The sequence below is a fragment of the Brevibacterium iodinum ATCC 49514 genome, assembly GCF_900169265.1.
Lineage (GTDB): Bacteria > Actinomycetota > Actinomycetes > Actinomycetales > Brevibacteriaceae > Brevibacterium > Brevibacterium iodinum.
The window spans coordinates 35,759-51,569 of sequence record NZ_FXYX01000024.1; the positions used below are offsets into that span (position 1 = coordinate 35,759).

Below are 15,811 nucleotides of genomic sequence, written 5' to 3' on the forward strand. Positions count from 1 at the left end.
TCATTGCTTTCCGAAGACGGGATTGTGGACCTCGCCGAGGTTGATGTGCACGGACTGCTGTTCCGTGTAGAAGTCGATCGACCGGTAGCCGCCTTCGTGGCCGAGTCCCGAGGCCTTGACTCCGCCGAAGGGGGTACGCAGGTCGCGGACGTTGTTCGAGTTCAGCCACACCATGCCCGACTCCACGGCCTGGGAGAAGTTGTGGGCGCGTTTGAGATCCGAGGTCCAGATATAGGCGGCCAGACCGTACTTCGTGTTGTTCGCCAACTCCAGGGCCTCCTCGTCGGAGGAGAACGGGGTGATGGCGACGACGGGTCCGAAGATCTCCTCCTGGAAGATCCGGGCGTCGGGCTTCACGTCTGCGAACACGGTCGGCTGGACGAAATTGCCGGTCTCGAAGCCCTCGGGGCGTCCGCCGCCGGCGACAAGGCGGGCCTCGGTCTTGCCGACCTCGACGTAGGACATGACCTTCTCATAGTGCTCGGGATGGACGAGCGCAGCCACCTCGGTGGTGGGATCCGAGGGCAGACCGACCTTCACGCGCCCCGCCTGGGCAGCGTAGCGTTCGACGAATTCGTCGTAGATCGAATCCTCGACGAGGATGCGCGAACCGGCGGTGCAGCGTTCCCCGTTGAGGGAGAAGGAGCCGAAGATCGTGGCGTTGACGGCCGCCTCGAGATCCGCATCGGCGAAGACCACGGCCGGGGACTTGCCGCCGAGCTCCATCGACAGGCCTTTGAGCCAGGGGGCGGCGTTAGCGAAGATCGTCTGCCCGGTCTTCGACTCGCCGGTGAACGAGATGAGCGGAACGTCCGGGTGTTTGACGAGCGAATCGCCGGCGAAGCCCTCTTCGCCGAAGCCGTTGACCATGTTGAACACACCGGTGGGCAGTCCGGCCTCTTCGAAGATGCCCGGCCACAGCGAGGCTGACAGCGGGGTGAACTCGGCTGGCTTGAGCACAACGGTGTTGCCCGTGGCGATCGCCGGGCCGAGCTTCCAGGACTCGAGCATGAACGGGGTGTTCCACGGGGTGATGAGTCCGGCCACGCCGATCGGTTTGCGGTTGACGTAGTTCGCCTGACGGCCGGGGACCTTGAAGGCATCATCGACCTGGGCGACGATGAGGTCGGCGAAGAAGCGGAAATTCTCTGCCGCGCGCGCCGCCTGTCCCTTGGCCTGGGTGATCGGCAGACCGGAGTCGAAGGACTCCATGGCAGCGAGTTCGTCCTTGCGGGATTCGACGATATCGGCGATCTTGTTGAGCACCCGGGCGCGTTCACGCGGCAGCATCGTCGGCCACGGGCCTTCGTCGAAGGCCTGCTTCGCCGCGGCGACGGCGGCTTCGATATCGGCCTTCTTGCCCGAGGCGGCCTTGATATAGGGTTCGTTCGTCACGGGGTTGAGGACGTCGAATTCGTCTCCGTCGATGGAGTCGACGAACTGCCCGCCGATGTAGTGGCGGATCTTCTCCGGAATTCCGGCCGGTGGGGTTGTGGACTGTGTCATGACTTGTCCTTTCGTGAATCTGTGTGCACGTTCGGGGTGGCGGCTATGGGCGTCTGGGAGTTCTGGAAGCTGCGCAGGGTGGCCGAGCGGTGCTCGCGCACGGCCCGTTCGATCTCCTGCGCCGAGGCGCGGACCCGAATGAGGGCGACGATGCGTGAGTGCTCTTCCACCGATTCCAATGCCCGTTCGGGAACGAAGGAGAACGTCGAGTCCCGCAGGTGGTTGAGCCGGTCCCATTCGAGTTCGACGAGGGTGCACAGCCGCTCGTTCGGGCAGCGTCGGTAGAGGGTTTCGTGGAACTCGTGGTTGAGTCTGGTGAATTCGGCCGGTTCGAAATCATCGAGCAGGGCGCGCATCCGATCGTTGATCTTCTCCGCAGCATCGAGATCATCGGCGCCGAGGTGGCCCTGGGCTTGGGCGACGGCCGCGGCCTCGAGGATCGCGACCGTTTCCATCGACTGGGTGTAGGAGCCCGGATCGACCATGGCGACGCGGGCGCCGACGTTGCGTTCGAAGGTCACGAAACCATCGGCTTCCAACCGGCGGATGGCTTCGCGCACCGGCACCACGGAGGTGTCGAGTTCGAGGGCGATCTGCGCGAGCACGAGTTTGTGCCCAGGCTGATAGGTCTGGTCAGCGACGCGTTCGCGGATCCATCGGTAGGCGGTCTCGGCCTTGCTCAGGGAAGGGCCGCCTGCCCCTGCCTGTTCGGTCTTCACTGCGAGGCCTTCCACTCGTCGAATTTCGCCTTCCATTCGCCCTTCGGCGGGAAGAGTCCTTCGATCGGGTTGCCGGCCGCGACCTGTTCGGCCACCCAGCCGTCCTCGACCTCCTTGGCCAGTGCCGCGTCGACGACTTCCTCGACGAGATCACGAGGGATGACGATGGCACCGTCGTCGTCGGCGACGATGACGTCTCCGGGCAGGACGGTGGCGTTTCCGCAGGCCACAGCCACGTCCGACTCCCATGGCACGTGCTTGCGGCCGAGCACGGCCGGGTTCTTCGCGGTGGCGAACACGGGCAGGATCTCGGCCACCTCGGCGGAGTCGCGGACTCCCCCGTCGGTGATGACGCCGGTGGCGCCGAGTGATTTCGCGCGGAGAGCGAGGATGTCGCCGAGGGTGCCCGAACCGGATTCGCCGCGGGCTTCGATGACGACGACCTCGCCGGGGCGGATCGAGTCGAATGCCTGCTTCTGGGCGTTGAAGCCGCCGCCGTGGGATGTGAAGAGGTCTTCGCGGTTGGGCACGAAGCGCAGCGTCTTCGCGGTGCCGACGATCTTGCTGCCGGGCTTAAGCGGGGCGACGCCTTCGATGACGACGTTGTTGAGTCCGCGGGCGCGCAGCTGAGCCGACAGTCCCGCGGTCGGAGCGTCGGTGAGTTTGGCGATGAGGTCATCGCCGAGTGCCTTCGATGCTGTGTCGGCGGCGCCGTCCTCCGGGGCGAGTCCGGCGGCTTCGCGTGAGCCCCAGGCGTCGACAGTGAGCGCTTCATCCACGGCCGGAACGCTGCCGAGGTTCTCATCGAAACTGCTGGGGCCGTCGACGACGGTCGTGGTCAGTCGTCCGGAACTCAGCTGCCCACCGTTCGCCGCGGCGGCCGTGACCTCGACCTCGACCGTGTCGCCTGGGTCGACGACCGAGGATCCGACCGGGGTGCCGGTGAGGATGACGTCACCGGGCTCGAGAGTGAGGTGCTGGCTGAGGTCCGCGACGATGCGCGGGAGGGTGAAGATGAGCTGGTCGGCGCGGGTGCCGTCGTCCTGGACGACGTCGCCGTTGACCCAGGTGCGGATGCGCAGGGAGTCGGGGGCCGCCTCGGCGGCGGGGATGAGTTCGGGTCCCAGCGGGGTGTAGCCGTCGCGGCTCTTCGAGCGCACGTTCGATCCCTTGTCGGGGATCTTCATGTCGTAGAGGCCGAAGTCGTTGGCCGCGGTCACGCCGGCCACATGGGACCACGCATCGGCCTCGGTGACGTTGCGGGCGAGGGTGCCGATGACGATGGCGATCTCACCTTCGAAGGCGAGCAGCGAGGTGCCGGCAGGACGTTCGATGGTCTGACCGGAGGCGGCGACGGAACTGGCGGCCTTCAGGAAGTAGGACGGCTGGGCGGGGCGTCGACCGCGCTGAGCTGCACGGGATTCGTAGGCCACATGAACGGCAATGATCTTGCCCGGACGGTCGGGAACACCTGCTGGAGTCGACATCGATCTCACACCTCATTTCGATTGGCTTCACCACAGATCGTATATGATACGGTTCCCGAGAACAAGTAATCCAGGCCACAGAGATCGCTGCCGAGTGAGGACTGCGGGGAGCAGGCACGGGGGCGCGTTCGGACATCGCGATCGGGACGCTGCGGATGATCAGCGACGATGGCGATCAGCGCCCCCTAGTTCCGCTTGATCGTATATGAACTGATAGCATTCGAATATCACGACGACGTGTCGACAACCGGAGGGTGACATGCATTTCCATCAGAACGGCTACGTGTCCGTGGACCCGCGGATCGAAGAGGCCGCTGGGTACGGAATCGAGCGCAGCGAGGAGCTGCCCGATGAGGTCGATGTGCTCATCGTCGGCAGCGGTCCCGCGGGAATGATCGCCGCGGCTCAGCTGTCGCAGTACCCGCACGTGAACACGCGGATGATCGAGAAGCGCGATTCCCGGCTGGTCATCGGTCAGGCCGACGGCATCCAGGCGCGTTCCGTCGAGACCTTCCAGGCGTTCGGCTTCGCCGAGGAGATCATGCGCGAGGGCTACCACATCACGGAGATGGCGTTCTGGAATCCGGATCCTGAGCACCCCGAGCACATCATCCGCACCGGTCGGCCCAAGGATGACGAGCATGGGATCAGCGAGTTCCCGCACCTCATCGTCAACCAGGCGCGCGTGCTCGACTACTTCGCCCAGTTCGCCGTCCAGTCCCCCGGCAAGATCACGCCCGACTATGGGATCGAATTCGTCGACCTCACGGTCGACGCGGACGGCACGGCCGCCTCGGCGAAGGACCATCCGGTGTCGGTGAGTGTCCGCTACACCGCGGGCGAGCGCGCCGGGGAAGAACGGACCATCCGCGCCGGCTACGTCGTCGGCTGCGATGGGGCCAGGTCGAAGGTCCGGTCGTCGATCGGGCGGACGATGAGCGGTGACCAGGCCAATCATGCCTGGGGTGTGATGGATGTGCTCGCGAACTCGGATTTCCCCGATATCCGGATGAAGTGCGCGATCTCGTCGAAGCACGGCAACATCCTCCACATCCCCCGCGAGGGCGGGCATCTGTTCCGGATGTATGTCGATCTCGGTGAGGTTCCGGCCGACGATGCGCGCAAGGTGCGGCAGACGAGCATCGATGACATCATCGCCCGGGCAAATGCGATCATCGCGCCCTACAGCATTGATGTGAAGAAAGTGGCGTGGCATTCGGTCTACGAGGTCGGGCACCGGCTCACGGACGCCTTCGACGACACCGATGAGACCGCGCCCGATTCGCAGTGCCCGCGCGTGTTCATCACCGGCGATGCCTGCCATACGCATTCGGCGAAGGCCGGACAGGGAATGAACGTGTCCATGCAGGACGGCTTCAACATCGCGTGGAAGCTCGGGCAGGTGATCACGGGCCGGTCGTCGACGGAGCTGCTGCGCACCTATTCGGCCGAGCGTCAGGTGGCGGCGAAGAACCTCATCGACTTCGACAAGGAATGGTCGACGCTGATGGCGACTCCGCAGGAGGAGCTGCCGGACAAGACCTACCTCGAGGACTTCTACGTCAAAACTGCGGAGTTCCCGGCCGGGTTCATGACCGAGTACACGGAGTCGATGATCACGACGCCGACGACGCATCAGGAGCTCGCGGTCGGATTCCCGATCGGCAAGCGGTTCAAGTCGGCTCGGGTCAAGCGCAGCTGCGATGCGAACTTCATCCACCTCGGTCACGAGGCCCGCGCCGACGGTCGCTGGCGGGTCTACGTCTTCGCCGATCGGGCTGCTCCGGTCGTCGACAGCTTCGCTGGCGGTTCCGCCGGTGAGTCGAAGGTGGCGGATCTGGCTGCGTGGCTCGAATCGGATCCGGCTTCTCCCCTGGTCGCCTTCCGCCGGGAGGGCGAGGATCCCGATGCCCTCGTCGAGCTCAGCGCCATCTACCAGCAGGAACACAAGGAGTTCGCGTTTCCCGATGTGCCGAAGGTCTTCCGTCCGCACGTGGGCGCCTACGACCTCGAATACGTGGAGAAGATCTACGCGACCCTGCCGGACGAGGACATCTTCGAGGCCCGTGAGATCAGCCGCGACGGCGCCGTCGTCGTGGTCCGCCCCGACCAGTACGTCTCCGGCATCTTCCCGTTGGACGCACATGCCGAGATCGGCGACTTCTTCGCAGGAGTCTTCGAACCCGTGAAGTGATGCCGGAACGGTTCCGTGCTCAAACGCCCTCGACTGGTGGTCTCTGGACTGCTGGCCGGGGGCGTTTGGTCTGCGCGAGAAGCCCGCAGATCCCAGCTGAGATGAGTGCGGCGGCTCCGACGAGCCACAGCCCATATCCGACGGAGGGGTAGCCGATCTCCATTCCGCCCGTCGGAGTGCCGTCTGGCAGCTGACCGTCCCACATCAACAGCGGCGGCTCGAGGACGAGTCCGATGAGGAGGACGACGATGAGGGCTCCGATGAGCATTGGCCGCCGCGGCCCACCACCGAGCCGAGGGGAAGAAGAGACCGAGGACGGCGATGGTGATGATCAGCGCCCAGAGGACGAGGTAGAACGTGTCGTGAGGAGTGGTGGAGTCGAGTGACCAGCCCCCCAGCGAGGTCATGATGATGCGCGGGCCGCTGTCGTTGAAGCTGTCGATGACGGGTATGAAGAGGGTGATGACCCAGGCGGTCAGCGTGATGAGCGGAAGGAACCGTGCCAGGCGCCGCAGTCGGCGTGACCTCTCTGCAGCCTCGCCCGGTGTCCTCTGCTGAGTGGTGCGTTCGATCCGGCGGCGGTCGCTGATGAACCCACACACTCCTGCTGCGAAGAGTGCGCAGCCGCCGAGCGTCCAGAGGAGGAGGCCTGCTGACGGATCGGCGACGATGAGGGCTGAGCGGTCCTCGCCGGCGGAATCCGTGACCCAGACTCGCTCACGGGGTGGGCGTGCGAGGAGGACGATCTCGATGATCAGGAGCCCGATGCCGCTGAGACCAGCGACGAAGGACCAGTGAGAAAAGGGGCTGAACGCTCTGGCGGTTGCGGCACAGATGAGCACGACCGCCCATGCCAGCAGCAGTGTCGGCAGGAACTCGAGGCTGCCGAGGGACGTGACGATGAAGCGTTCGTCGCCGTGATCGCCGCTGTCGAAGATCGGGATCCAGATCATCAGCACCCAGGCGGCGACGGCGACCCACGGCAGCCGCTGTGCGAGGCGATGGGTTCGGTTCCCGCGCGGCCACGCGGTGACCCTGGGCTCCGTGCGACTGGGGGATGTTGCATCGGGAACGTGTGCGGTATCGCTGCGGACCCGGCTTCGACGATGACCGCCGAGGAGGCCGAAGACTCCCGCGGCCAGAAGACAGAGACCCCCGATAGCCCACAGCCCTGCACCGACCGTCGGTTGAGCGATGACCATTCCGAAAACCGGCCTCCCCCGATCGTCGACGGCGTCCCACATGATCGTCGGCAGATTCGCCAACGAGGCGGCCAACACGAGGAAGGCGCAGGCGCCGAGGATGAGAGTTCCCACCGACCACAGGCGCCCGACGACGTCCGGCCACGGGTGCGAATCGGGCCGAGACCGGCCGCTGATCAGGAATGAAGCAGCCGCACATACGACAACGCCGACGGCGACCAGGACCATCGACACACGTGCCTCCTCGAGGTCGAACGGCGGTCCGCCGAGAGCAGTGACGATGATGCGCGGCGGGTGCGGCGCTTCGGAGATGTCCTCAGGGCTGGCGGCCACCGGAACCCACAGCATGAGGATCCACAGGCAGAGCGCAGACCACGACAGTGCTTGGGCGAATCGCAGAAGCAGTCGGCCGTCTGAAATCCGGCGGACTCTCACCGGCCCGGGCCGAGACTCACGCGGCGGGACCATGGCGCTTCGACATGCAGCGTTTGATCCGTTCACGACGGTAATGGTCCTGTTGGGCGGCTGCGACCAGACCACAGATGCCGGCGGCGACGAACAGAAGGCTTCCCAGCACCCACAGGCCGAAGCCTGCCGCAGGATAGGCGACTTCCATGCCGCCGGTGGGCATGCCGTCGGCCGTCTGCCCGTCCCACATCATGATCGGCGGATCGGCGACCATCTGCAGGAGTCGCAGTCCCAGCACTGTGCCCAGAACGATGGCCGCGATCGACCACCACTTCGATGCGGACAGCAGCCAGGCAGTGAACGCGCCGGTGAGAATGACGACCCAGAGCATGAGGTAGACCTCATCGAGGTCATTCATGTCGATCGGCGAGAACCCGAGAGACGTCACACGGATCCGCATCGAGCCGGGTCCTCCGCTGTCGAGGACCGGCACGAAGATCGTGATCACCCAACAGGCCACCGCCCCTGATGGGAGCACACGCGCCACAAGGTTGAGACTGCGCCCCCGCGCAGTCGTCAGAGGTGTGCGTCCGTTCCTACCCGCCCTGTCCATAACTACGATTCTCTGCAGTATCTCTGTGACAGGTGTTGCCGCCATGTTCCAGATCCGACACGCAGCTCAGTCGGGCCCGAAAACCACCTGCACCAACTGATGCTCGACCATGCTGCCTCCGCAGTCCTTCGCGGACGGGCGCCGGTGCGCATTGCGTCTGCGCCAGTCGGCGATCTTCTCGGCACGAGTGCAGTACCGGGGTGGCAGCTCTTCCGGCTGAGCCGCCGCTTGCGGTTCGTCTGTGCCGACCTCTTCGGCGGCGGCCGTTGCCCTGCTGTCTTCCCTCGCCGCTCTCCTGGCTTCCTCCCTATCCGGTTCGAGGATTCGGGAGAAGAGCTGCTGCCAGTCCGATCCCGGCGGTGAACCGCCCGGTTCCGACACTGATGCGGGGCGCGGGAACCGTATGCGACGGACCACCGCTGGCGTGGCCACCTCATAGGAACGCCCACTCGGCGTGGTGACGCGCAGCCCGTCCGCTGTGGCCTGGTGCGTCCATCCGGGATGTTCCTTCGCGTAGTTGCAGGACGCACACAGCCCGGAGCCGTTCTCCCAGGTGGTTTCTCCGCCTGCGGCGACAGGCTGCGCGTGGTCGGCGTGTCGGATCGGGGCGTCGCACCACGGGGCCCGGCAGACATCGTCACGGAAGGTGATCATCTGCCGCAGTCGGCCGGTGAACTCCCGGCTCTTCGCATCCATTCCCACCAGCTGCCCATCCTCGGGGCGGGTGAAGATCCGGCTGATGAACATCTGCGCTTCGTTCGCGGCGATGAACTCTCGGGCCGTCTTCGCCGGCAGCGGACCGTACCCTGGAAGCCAGGCCGGAACGAGTCCGTCGGAGAGCAGAGATTCGGTGTCGACGAGCAGATGGATCTCCGCAGGCACCGCCGTTGCACTCGCCTGCCCGCTCAGCCGTTCGACGAACGTATCGGCGATGACCTGCTGGCGGTTCCGTCCGCCGGCATCACCGGCAGCAGTGATGGTCTCAGCGCCGGCCCGGAGGCTCTCATAGGCGGCGACGGCCTGCGTCAGCGGCAGGATCGCGGAGATCCTGGCCATCCCGTCATCGATCACGGTCATGTTCACTCGACGATTGGACTTCGCTTTCGCTGCCCTCTTCGCGGCCGCCTCGGCGTCCATCTCCGCACTGAGCGCACGCACTTCGGCGCGCAGGCTCCGCAGCCCGGACGGCCCCAGACTCCGCTTCATCCGCATATCGACCGTGCGCCGATCGGCAGCGACGAGGACCGCGGTCTCATCGACCATGATGCGCGCCTTGTCCTCGGAGATCTCCCCGTCGGCCAGGGCTTTGAAGGTATTGGGCATGCCCGTGACGATCGAGCGGGCAGTGCTGAGGAACTTCCGGCCCGATCCGGGCGCGACCTTCTTCGCCAGCCCGACCTCGTCACCGGCGCGTTTTCCGCAGTCGAGCGCGGGCACCCGGTTGAGTCGGTCCCGCTCGGTGCGCAGCGTCTCGAAAGCCACTGCCTCTTTCGCCTGTGCGGCGACGACAGCAGACTTGAGTTCTTCGAGCGCTGTGATCCGCTCCAGCGTCTCGGCCTCGGTGTCGCCCGGGTCGAGTGCGCGCAGGAAGTCACCGATCCGAGTGATCTCGGTCAGCGGATCCGGAACCGGCGCTGGTTCCCGTGCGGGGTCGACGTCCATATCAAGACGGTACCCAGCGGCACTGACACGACTTCGCAGCCGCCCCCGAAGAAGACCGTTCGCGCAGGTCAGGAACTGTTCCCAGCTCAGCCGACTCCGCGCTGGATGCGGTTGAGGATCATGTCCATGGCGACGATGTTGTGGCCGCCGTCGGGGATGATGAGGTCGGCATTGCGCTTCGACGGCTCGACGTAAAGCTCGTGCATCGGCTTGACCGTGCCCAGATATTGGTCCTCCACCGACTGCAGGGTTCGCCCGCGGTCGACGACATCGCGTTTGATCCGGCGCAGCAGGCGCACATCGGCATCGGTGTCGACGAAGAGCTTGATGTCGAGCAGTCGGCAGATGCGCGGTTCGGCGAAGATGAGGATGCCTTCGACGATGATGACGGATGCGGGCTCGACTCGCGTCGTCTCATCGCTGCGGTTGTGGATCGAGAAGTCGTAGACGGGACTGTCGACCGCCTCGGAGTTCCGCAGCGCAGTGAGGTGGTCGACGAAGAGGTCGTTGTCGAAGGCGTCGAGATCGTCGTAGTTGACCTTCTCGCGCTCCGCATACGTGAGTTCGTCGCGCCGTTTGTAGTAGTTGTCGTGGAAGAGCACCGACGGCGGTCCCTCGCACTTGTCCAACAGCGCCTGAGTCAGCGTCGTCTTCCCGCTGCCGGTTCCGCCGGCCACGCCCACAACCAAAGTCTCCACAGCACAAATATAGACCACGACCTCCGCCGAGGCGGCTCCCGGCTTGCGTGCTCATCCGAGGCTGCGGGTCAGCTGAGTCCACAGCTCCTGGTCGAAGCGCCGCCTGCCGAGCAGACCGGCCATATGCCTCACCGCATTGTCGACCTTGCCGCGCCAGACCTCGATCGCCGTCTTCGCGTCTGCCCGGCTCAGCGCGCTGAACATGGCACGGTCGTCGCTGACGATGCGGTCGCTGGCCGGAGAATAGTCGAGCTGCAGGATAGAGATGAACAGACGCAGCCGCAGAGTCAGGGCCTCGAAGGCACGCGCCGATTCCCGCAGTCCCGATGCCCGGGCCAGCTCCTGCTGGAAATGGAGGTCGGCGTCCTCGACGTCGATTCCGCTGCGTGTCGGCGCCGAGGCTTCGACCTGCCGCAGAGCAAGCTGCACCGGCACCAGGTAGCGCTGCGGACGCAGGGCCAAGGACCGGAGCACGACCTCACCGATGGCCATGCGCGCGGCGTAGAGGTCGAGCACGTCGACCGTCGTGATCAAGGGGATCCGTGCACCGCCGCGAGAGCCGTCGAGGACCTTGTCATCGACCATCCGTCGCAGCGCCGCGTCGACCGAGGCCCTGGGCACCTGCATGCGACGCGACAGCAGGCGCGGATTGATCCGATCGCCGGGTTCGTATCCGGAATCGATGATCTCCTCACGCAGTGCGATCGCCAGGTGTTCGGTGATCGATCGCGTCTCCTTCGGCAGCCACGACGATATCTCCATTGAGTCAGAAGTCATGGAACTTCTCTGTGGGTCGTACGGGGCCGATTCCCGCCACAGCACTCCTTCGAGTCCGTGCCGGACGCGGTCGGCCAGCAGATCGAGCAGGGACCCGGGAATGTCCTGACACTCGCCGAGGCGGCTCTTGAGTGCGCCGACGAAATCGTCGAAATCCGCGCACACCGTTGCCCGGGCTCCCGGCCCGTCGGAGAGGTCGTCAGGGACCTCGCCGAGGGGGTCGAAGACGAGGAAGTCACCGTCACCGTCCAGCAGGCCGAGCAGTTCGGAAGTGGGTACCTGCCGATGTTCGCTGTCGAAGCGCTGTGCCCAGCGCCCGACTCCCGCAATCCGCAGGGCCGCGGTGATTCCGGCGATGCGTCGTTGGACCCGCCGAGGCGGCACGATCGTCGCGGACTCGTCACGGCTACCTGCCCCACCTGCATCGATTCTGCGGATTCCTATGATGACGAGCGGGAATCCGCTGGCTGCGAGGATGAGTTCGGAACCTCCGGCCACCTCGGTGACGGGGATGGTCAGCCCGCGGACAGAACGCGAGACGATACTCTGGCTCAACCCCGTCGCTTCGGCGAGCGCCCGGGTCGAATAGTCCCGCCCGGAGATCCTCGCGCCCGCGGTCGCCACGAGCGCTTCGACGACTCGGTCGGCGGTCTCCTGGATCGGCGGACGGCCGCTGCGGGGACGATCCTCAAGATCGGATCGGCTTGCCCAGCGACGCAGGGTCGACGGTGATGCGCCCGTGAGCGCGGCCACCTCGGCGAGGGTCGACGTCGACAGCCGGGCCACGGCGTCGCGGCGGAACTGCGGGGAATACATCTCCCCATCTTAGGACTTCTGACTCAAACATTCCTATGCACGCGCGGCACCTCTTCACCCCTTCCGTACGGCGGCGCATACTGATCTCACACCCAGACTCCACGGTCAGCGCCGATACGTGAGAGCACAGAATCCGAGCACCGAAGGAGCACAGTTGCTGCACACCGAAACCGACCTCGCCACGCTCACTGCCCAGTCGATCGACACCGTCCGCCGATGGCTGCGAGTGTCGACGTCGATGACCACGGCGAAGAACCCCGCGGCCGAACGCCTCTCCGCCGTCCTCTCCGACGACAACGGCCTCGACTTCACCGTCGGGTTCGTCGACCGGGTCGTGCGCACTGACGATGTCCACGCCGCCGCCGACGCCTTGACCGAGGTCGGCAAGCTGGCACCCGAGACGATGTCGTACCTCGACCGTGCACAGATCAAGGCCGGTGCCGCACTGGGCAAGATCGCCCCGCAGGTCGTCGTGCCCGCCGCCCGCACTCGTCTGCGTCAGATGGTCGGGCATATGGTCGTCGACGCCCGGGACAAGCAGTTCGGCAAGACCGTCGCCGCGCTCACCGCCGACGGTCACCGGCTCAACATCAACCTCCTCGGCGAGGCCGTGCTCGGTGACGGCGAAGCCGACAACCACCTGGAGCAGACCCACCGGCTGCTCGCCCGCGACGATGTCGACTATGTGTCGGTGAAGGTCTCCTCCGTGGCCTCGCAGATCTCGATGTGGGCCTTCGACGAGACCGTCGACTACGTCGTCGACCGCCTCCGTCCGCTCTACCAGCAGGCCGCGAAAGCCCCGACCGGTGCGAAGTTCGTCAACCTCGATATGGAGGAGTACCAGGACCTCGAACTGACGATCGCGGTATTCACGCGCCTGCTCTCCGAACCGGAGTTCAAGGATCTCGAGGCCGGAATCGTCATCCAGGCCTACCAGCCCGATGCGCTCGGCGCGGTGCAGCGGCTGAGCGAATTCGCTTCCCGCCGTGTCGAGAACGGCGGGGTCGGGATCAAGGTCCGCCTCGTCAAGGGCGCGAACCTCGCGATGGAGACGGTGCATGCCGAGATCGCGGGTTGGCCTGCCACGACGTGCGATTCGAAGCAGTCCACGGATGCGAACTACAAGCGGGTCCTGCACTGGCTGTTCACCCCGGAGCGGATGAAGGGCCTGCGCATCGGTGTGGCCGGCCACAACCTCTTCGACATCGCCTTCGCCCACCACCTCTCCGTCGAACGCTCGGTGACCGATCGTGTCGAGTTCGAGATGCTCCAGGGCATGGCCAGCGAGCAGGCCGCCGCCGTGACCGAGGACGTCGGAGACCTCCTCCTCTACGTTCCGGCCGTGCATCCGAACGAGTTCGACGTCGCGATCTCCTACCTCGTGCGCAGGCTTGAAGAGAACTCTGCGTCCGAGAACTTCATGTCCGGAATCTTCGACCTCGCCAACGGCAACGACGTGTTCAAGCGCGAAGCCGACCGGTTCACCGCGTCGGTCAACCAGCTCGAATCGATCCTCGACACCGAAGGCGAGACCGCACCGGCCCCGAACCGCCACCAGAACCGGTCAACCGAAACACTCGGCGAGACCGTGGTGCCGACCCAGTTCTTCAATGAACCCGACACCGACCCGTCCCTGCCGGCCAACCAGGAGTGGGTGCGCAGCATCATCGCCGAGGCGACCGCCCCCGGCTACCTCGACGACCGCCCGAACGCGCCCAAGGTCGAATCCACGGATGAACTCGATGAGATGATTGCCCGCGGTCGCGCCGCGGCCGCCGACTGGCGGGCCCTCGGTGCCGCCGGTCGCGCCGAGATCCTCCACCGCGCCGCGGACATCTTCGCTGCCCGTCGCGGCGAGTTCATCGCCGTCGAGGCCGCCGAGGTCGGCAAGATGCCGTCGCAGTCCGATCCCGAGGTGTCCGAGGCCATCGACTTCATCCGCTACTACGCGCTGAACTCACTCGAGCTCGAGAGCCTCGAGGGTGCGGAGTTCACTCCCGATGAGATGGTCGTCATCACTCCTCCATGGAACTTCCCCGTGGCGATCCCCACCGGCGGCACCGTGGCGGCGCTGGCGGCCGGATCCGCTGTCATCCATAAGCCGTCGAAGCCGACCCCGCATTGTTCGGCGCTCATCATCGACTGCCTGTGGCAGGCCGGAGTGCCCAAGGACGTGCTGCAGCTGTGCGCACCGGTCGAGCGGGAGCTCGGCCAGCATCTCGTCTCGCATCCCGATGTCGACCGGGTCATCCTCACGGGTGCCTCGGAGACCGCGGCGATGTTCAAGTCCTTCCGTCCCGAACTCCACGTCAATGCGGAGACCTCGGGCAAGAACGCCCTGGTCATCACCCCTGCGGCGGACCGAGATCTCGCCATGGCCGACCTCGTGTACTCGGCCTTCGGACATGCCGGGCAAAAGTGTTCGGCCGCCTCGTTGGGGATCATGGTCGGATCGACCTACGGTTCCGAGCGCTACCGTCGCCAGCTCGTCGATGCCGCCTCGTCGATGGTCGTCGATTGGCCGTCGAACCTCGCATCGACCATGGGCCCGCTGACCGAGGACCCGTCGGACAAGCTGCGTCGGGCACTGACGTCGCTCGAACCCGGCGAATCCTGGCTGCTCGAGCCCAAGCAGCTCGACGATACCGGGCGCCTGTGGAGCCCGGGAATCAAGGACGGAGTCAAGCCCGGTTCCTTCTTCCACCTCACCGAGGTCTTCGGTCCGGTGCTCGGTCTCATGCATGCCAAGGATCTCGATGAGGCCATCGAGTTCCAGAACGCCGTGGACTTCGGCCTCACCGGCGGCATCCATTCCCTCGACCCCGAGGAGGTAGCCACCTGGCTCGACCGCGTCGAGGTCGGCAACGCCTACGTCAACCGCGGCATCACCGGAGCGATCGTGCGCCGGCAGTCCTTCGGCGGGTGGAAGCAATCCTCGGTGGGCTTGGGTTCGAAGGCGGGCGGCCCGAACTACCTTATGCTCTTCGGCCACTTCACCGACACGGGCAACCAGGATCTCGAGGCGGCGAAGGCCGATGACAAGCGCTGGTACGAGGCCGAATTCGGTGCCGCGAAGGACCACACGGGACTGCGCGCGGAGGCGAACATCTTCCGCTACCGTCCTCGCCCGGTCACCTTGCGTGTCACTGCCGAGGCGAGCCTGTTCGATCTCGAACGCTCCCTCCATGCCGCCGCCACGGTGCGGTCGACGGTGCAGCTGTCCGTCGCCGAGGATGTGCCCGCCGAGGTGAAGATCGCCGTGACGAACGCCGGTGTCCCGGCCCGCACGGAGTCGCCGGATCTGTTCGCCGAGATGGTCGGCCAGGGCCGGTATGACGATACGGTGGGTGCCCGCATCCGTGTCCTCGGTCGGTTCGAGGACGAGCTGCTGGCCGCGGCCGCGCCTCGCCCGGAGGTCGCGATCATCGATGAGCCGGTGACCACCTCGGGTCGGGTGGAGCTGCGGTACTACGTGCAGGAGCAGGCGGTGTCGATGACTCTGCACCGCTTCGGCAACCCGAGCCGTGACTTCCACAAGCTCGCCGCCACCCTCACCTCCTAATTGCTACCTGACGGCGGCCCAGCAACCTTGCGCCAGGTTGCTGGGCCGATCCTTCTATGTCTGTCAAGCCGACGTGGGAATTGTTTCTAGCCCGTTGAGAACCTTGAAAACTCGACGCGCGAGATACCATTTGAGCTTGCGCTTGAGCTCCCTCTTCGACTTCTTCG

Annotated in this window: 9 protein-coding genes; 2 read left to right on the forward strand and 7 right to left on the reverse strand. The window is 65.7% G+C overall.

Annotated features, from left to right (window positions below):
• From BI49514_RS13850 to BI49514_RS13860, 3 genes are read right to left on the reverse strand one after another with little or no spacing between them, the layout of a single operon-like run.
• Nucleotides 1-1,506 carry an aldehyde dehydrogenase gene (locus BI49514_RS13850; protein WP_101547070.1) on the reverse strand — a complete coding sequence of 502 codons (1,506 nt, stop codon included), beginning with the start codon at nt 1,504-1,506 and terminating at the stop codon, nt 1-3.
• Complete coding sequence (locus tag BI49514_RS13855; RefSeq protein WP_244195012.1) at nt 1,503-2,225, reverse strand: GntR family transcriptional regulator; 723 nt, start codon at nt 2,223-2,225, stop codon at nt 1,503-1,505. Before BI49514_RS13855 ends, BI49514_RS13850 begins: the two co-directional genes overlap by 4 nt.
• Nucleotides 2,222-3,712: a fumarylacetoacetate hydrolase family protein gene (locus BI49514_RS13860; RefSeq protein WP_101547072.1), complete on the reverse strand. Its 1,491-nt coding sequence runs from the start codon at nt 3,710-3,712 to the stop codon at nt 2,222-2,224. The genes BI49514_RS13855 and BI49514_RS13860 overlap by 4 nt, the downstream gene beginning before the upstream one ends.
• 259 nt (nt 3,713-3,971) lie before the next feature.
• On the opposite strand from BI49514_RS13860, the gene BI49514_RS13865 reads away from it, so the two are divergent.
• On the forward strand, nt 3,972-5,906 hold the full coding sequence (locus BI49514_RS13865; RefSeq protein ID WP_101547073.1) for an FAD-dependent monooxygenase: 1,935 nt from the start codon (nt 3,972-3,974) through the stop codon (nt 5,904-5,906).
• A 1,653-nt stretch (nt 5,907-7,559) separates the two neighbouring features.
• Here BI49514_RS13865 and BI49514_RS13880 read toward each other — a convergent pair.
• The 4 genes from BI49514_RS13880 to BI49514_RS13895 all read right to left on the reverse strand — a co-directional run bounded on the left by BI49514_RS13880 (nt 7,560) and on the right by BI49514_RS13895 (nt 12,082).
• Complete coding sequence (locus tag BI49514_RS13880; protein WP_101547076.1) at nt 7,560-8,024, reverse strand: hypothetical protein; 465 nt, start codon at nt 8,022-8,024, stop codon at nt 7,560-7,562.
• Nucleotides 8,025-8,195: 171 nt separating this feature from the next.
• The gene (locus BI49514_RS13885) at nt 8,196-9,791 is read right to left on the reverse strand and encodes an HNH endonuclease (RefSeq protein ID WP_101547077.1); all 1,596 of its coding nucleotides are present in this window, start codon (nt 9,789-9,791) and stop codon (nt 8,196-8,198) included.
• An 86-nt stretch (nt 9,792-9,877) separates the two neighbouring features.
• The gene (gene udk, locus BI49514_RS13890; RefSeq protein WP_101547078.1) at nt 9,878-10,489 is read right to left on the reverse strand and encodes a uridine kinase; all 612 of its coding nucleotides are present in this window, start codon (nt 10,487-10,489) and stop codon (nt 9,878-9,880) included.
• Between the two features lie 51 nt (nt 10,490-10,540).
• Entirely contained in the window at nt 10,541-12,082 is a 1,542-nt protein-coding gene (locus BI49514_RS13895; protein WP_101547079.1) for an FCD domain-containing protein, read from the reverse strand.
• 154 nt (nt 12,083-12,236) lie between these two features.
• Here BI49514_RS13895 and BI49514_RS13900 point away from each other — a divergent pair, with 154 nt between their 5' ends.
• Nucleotides 12,237-15,644 (forward strand): bifunctional proline dehydrogenase/L-glutamate gamma-semialdehyde dehydrogenase, encoded by a 3,408-nt coding sequence (locus BI49514_RS13900; RefSeq protein ID WP_101547080.1) that lies wholly within the window; start codon nt 12,237-12,239, stop codon nt 15,642-15,644.
• Nucleotides 15,645-15,811 lie beyond the last annotated feature (167 nt).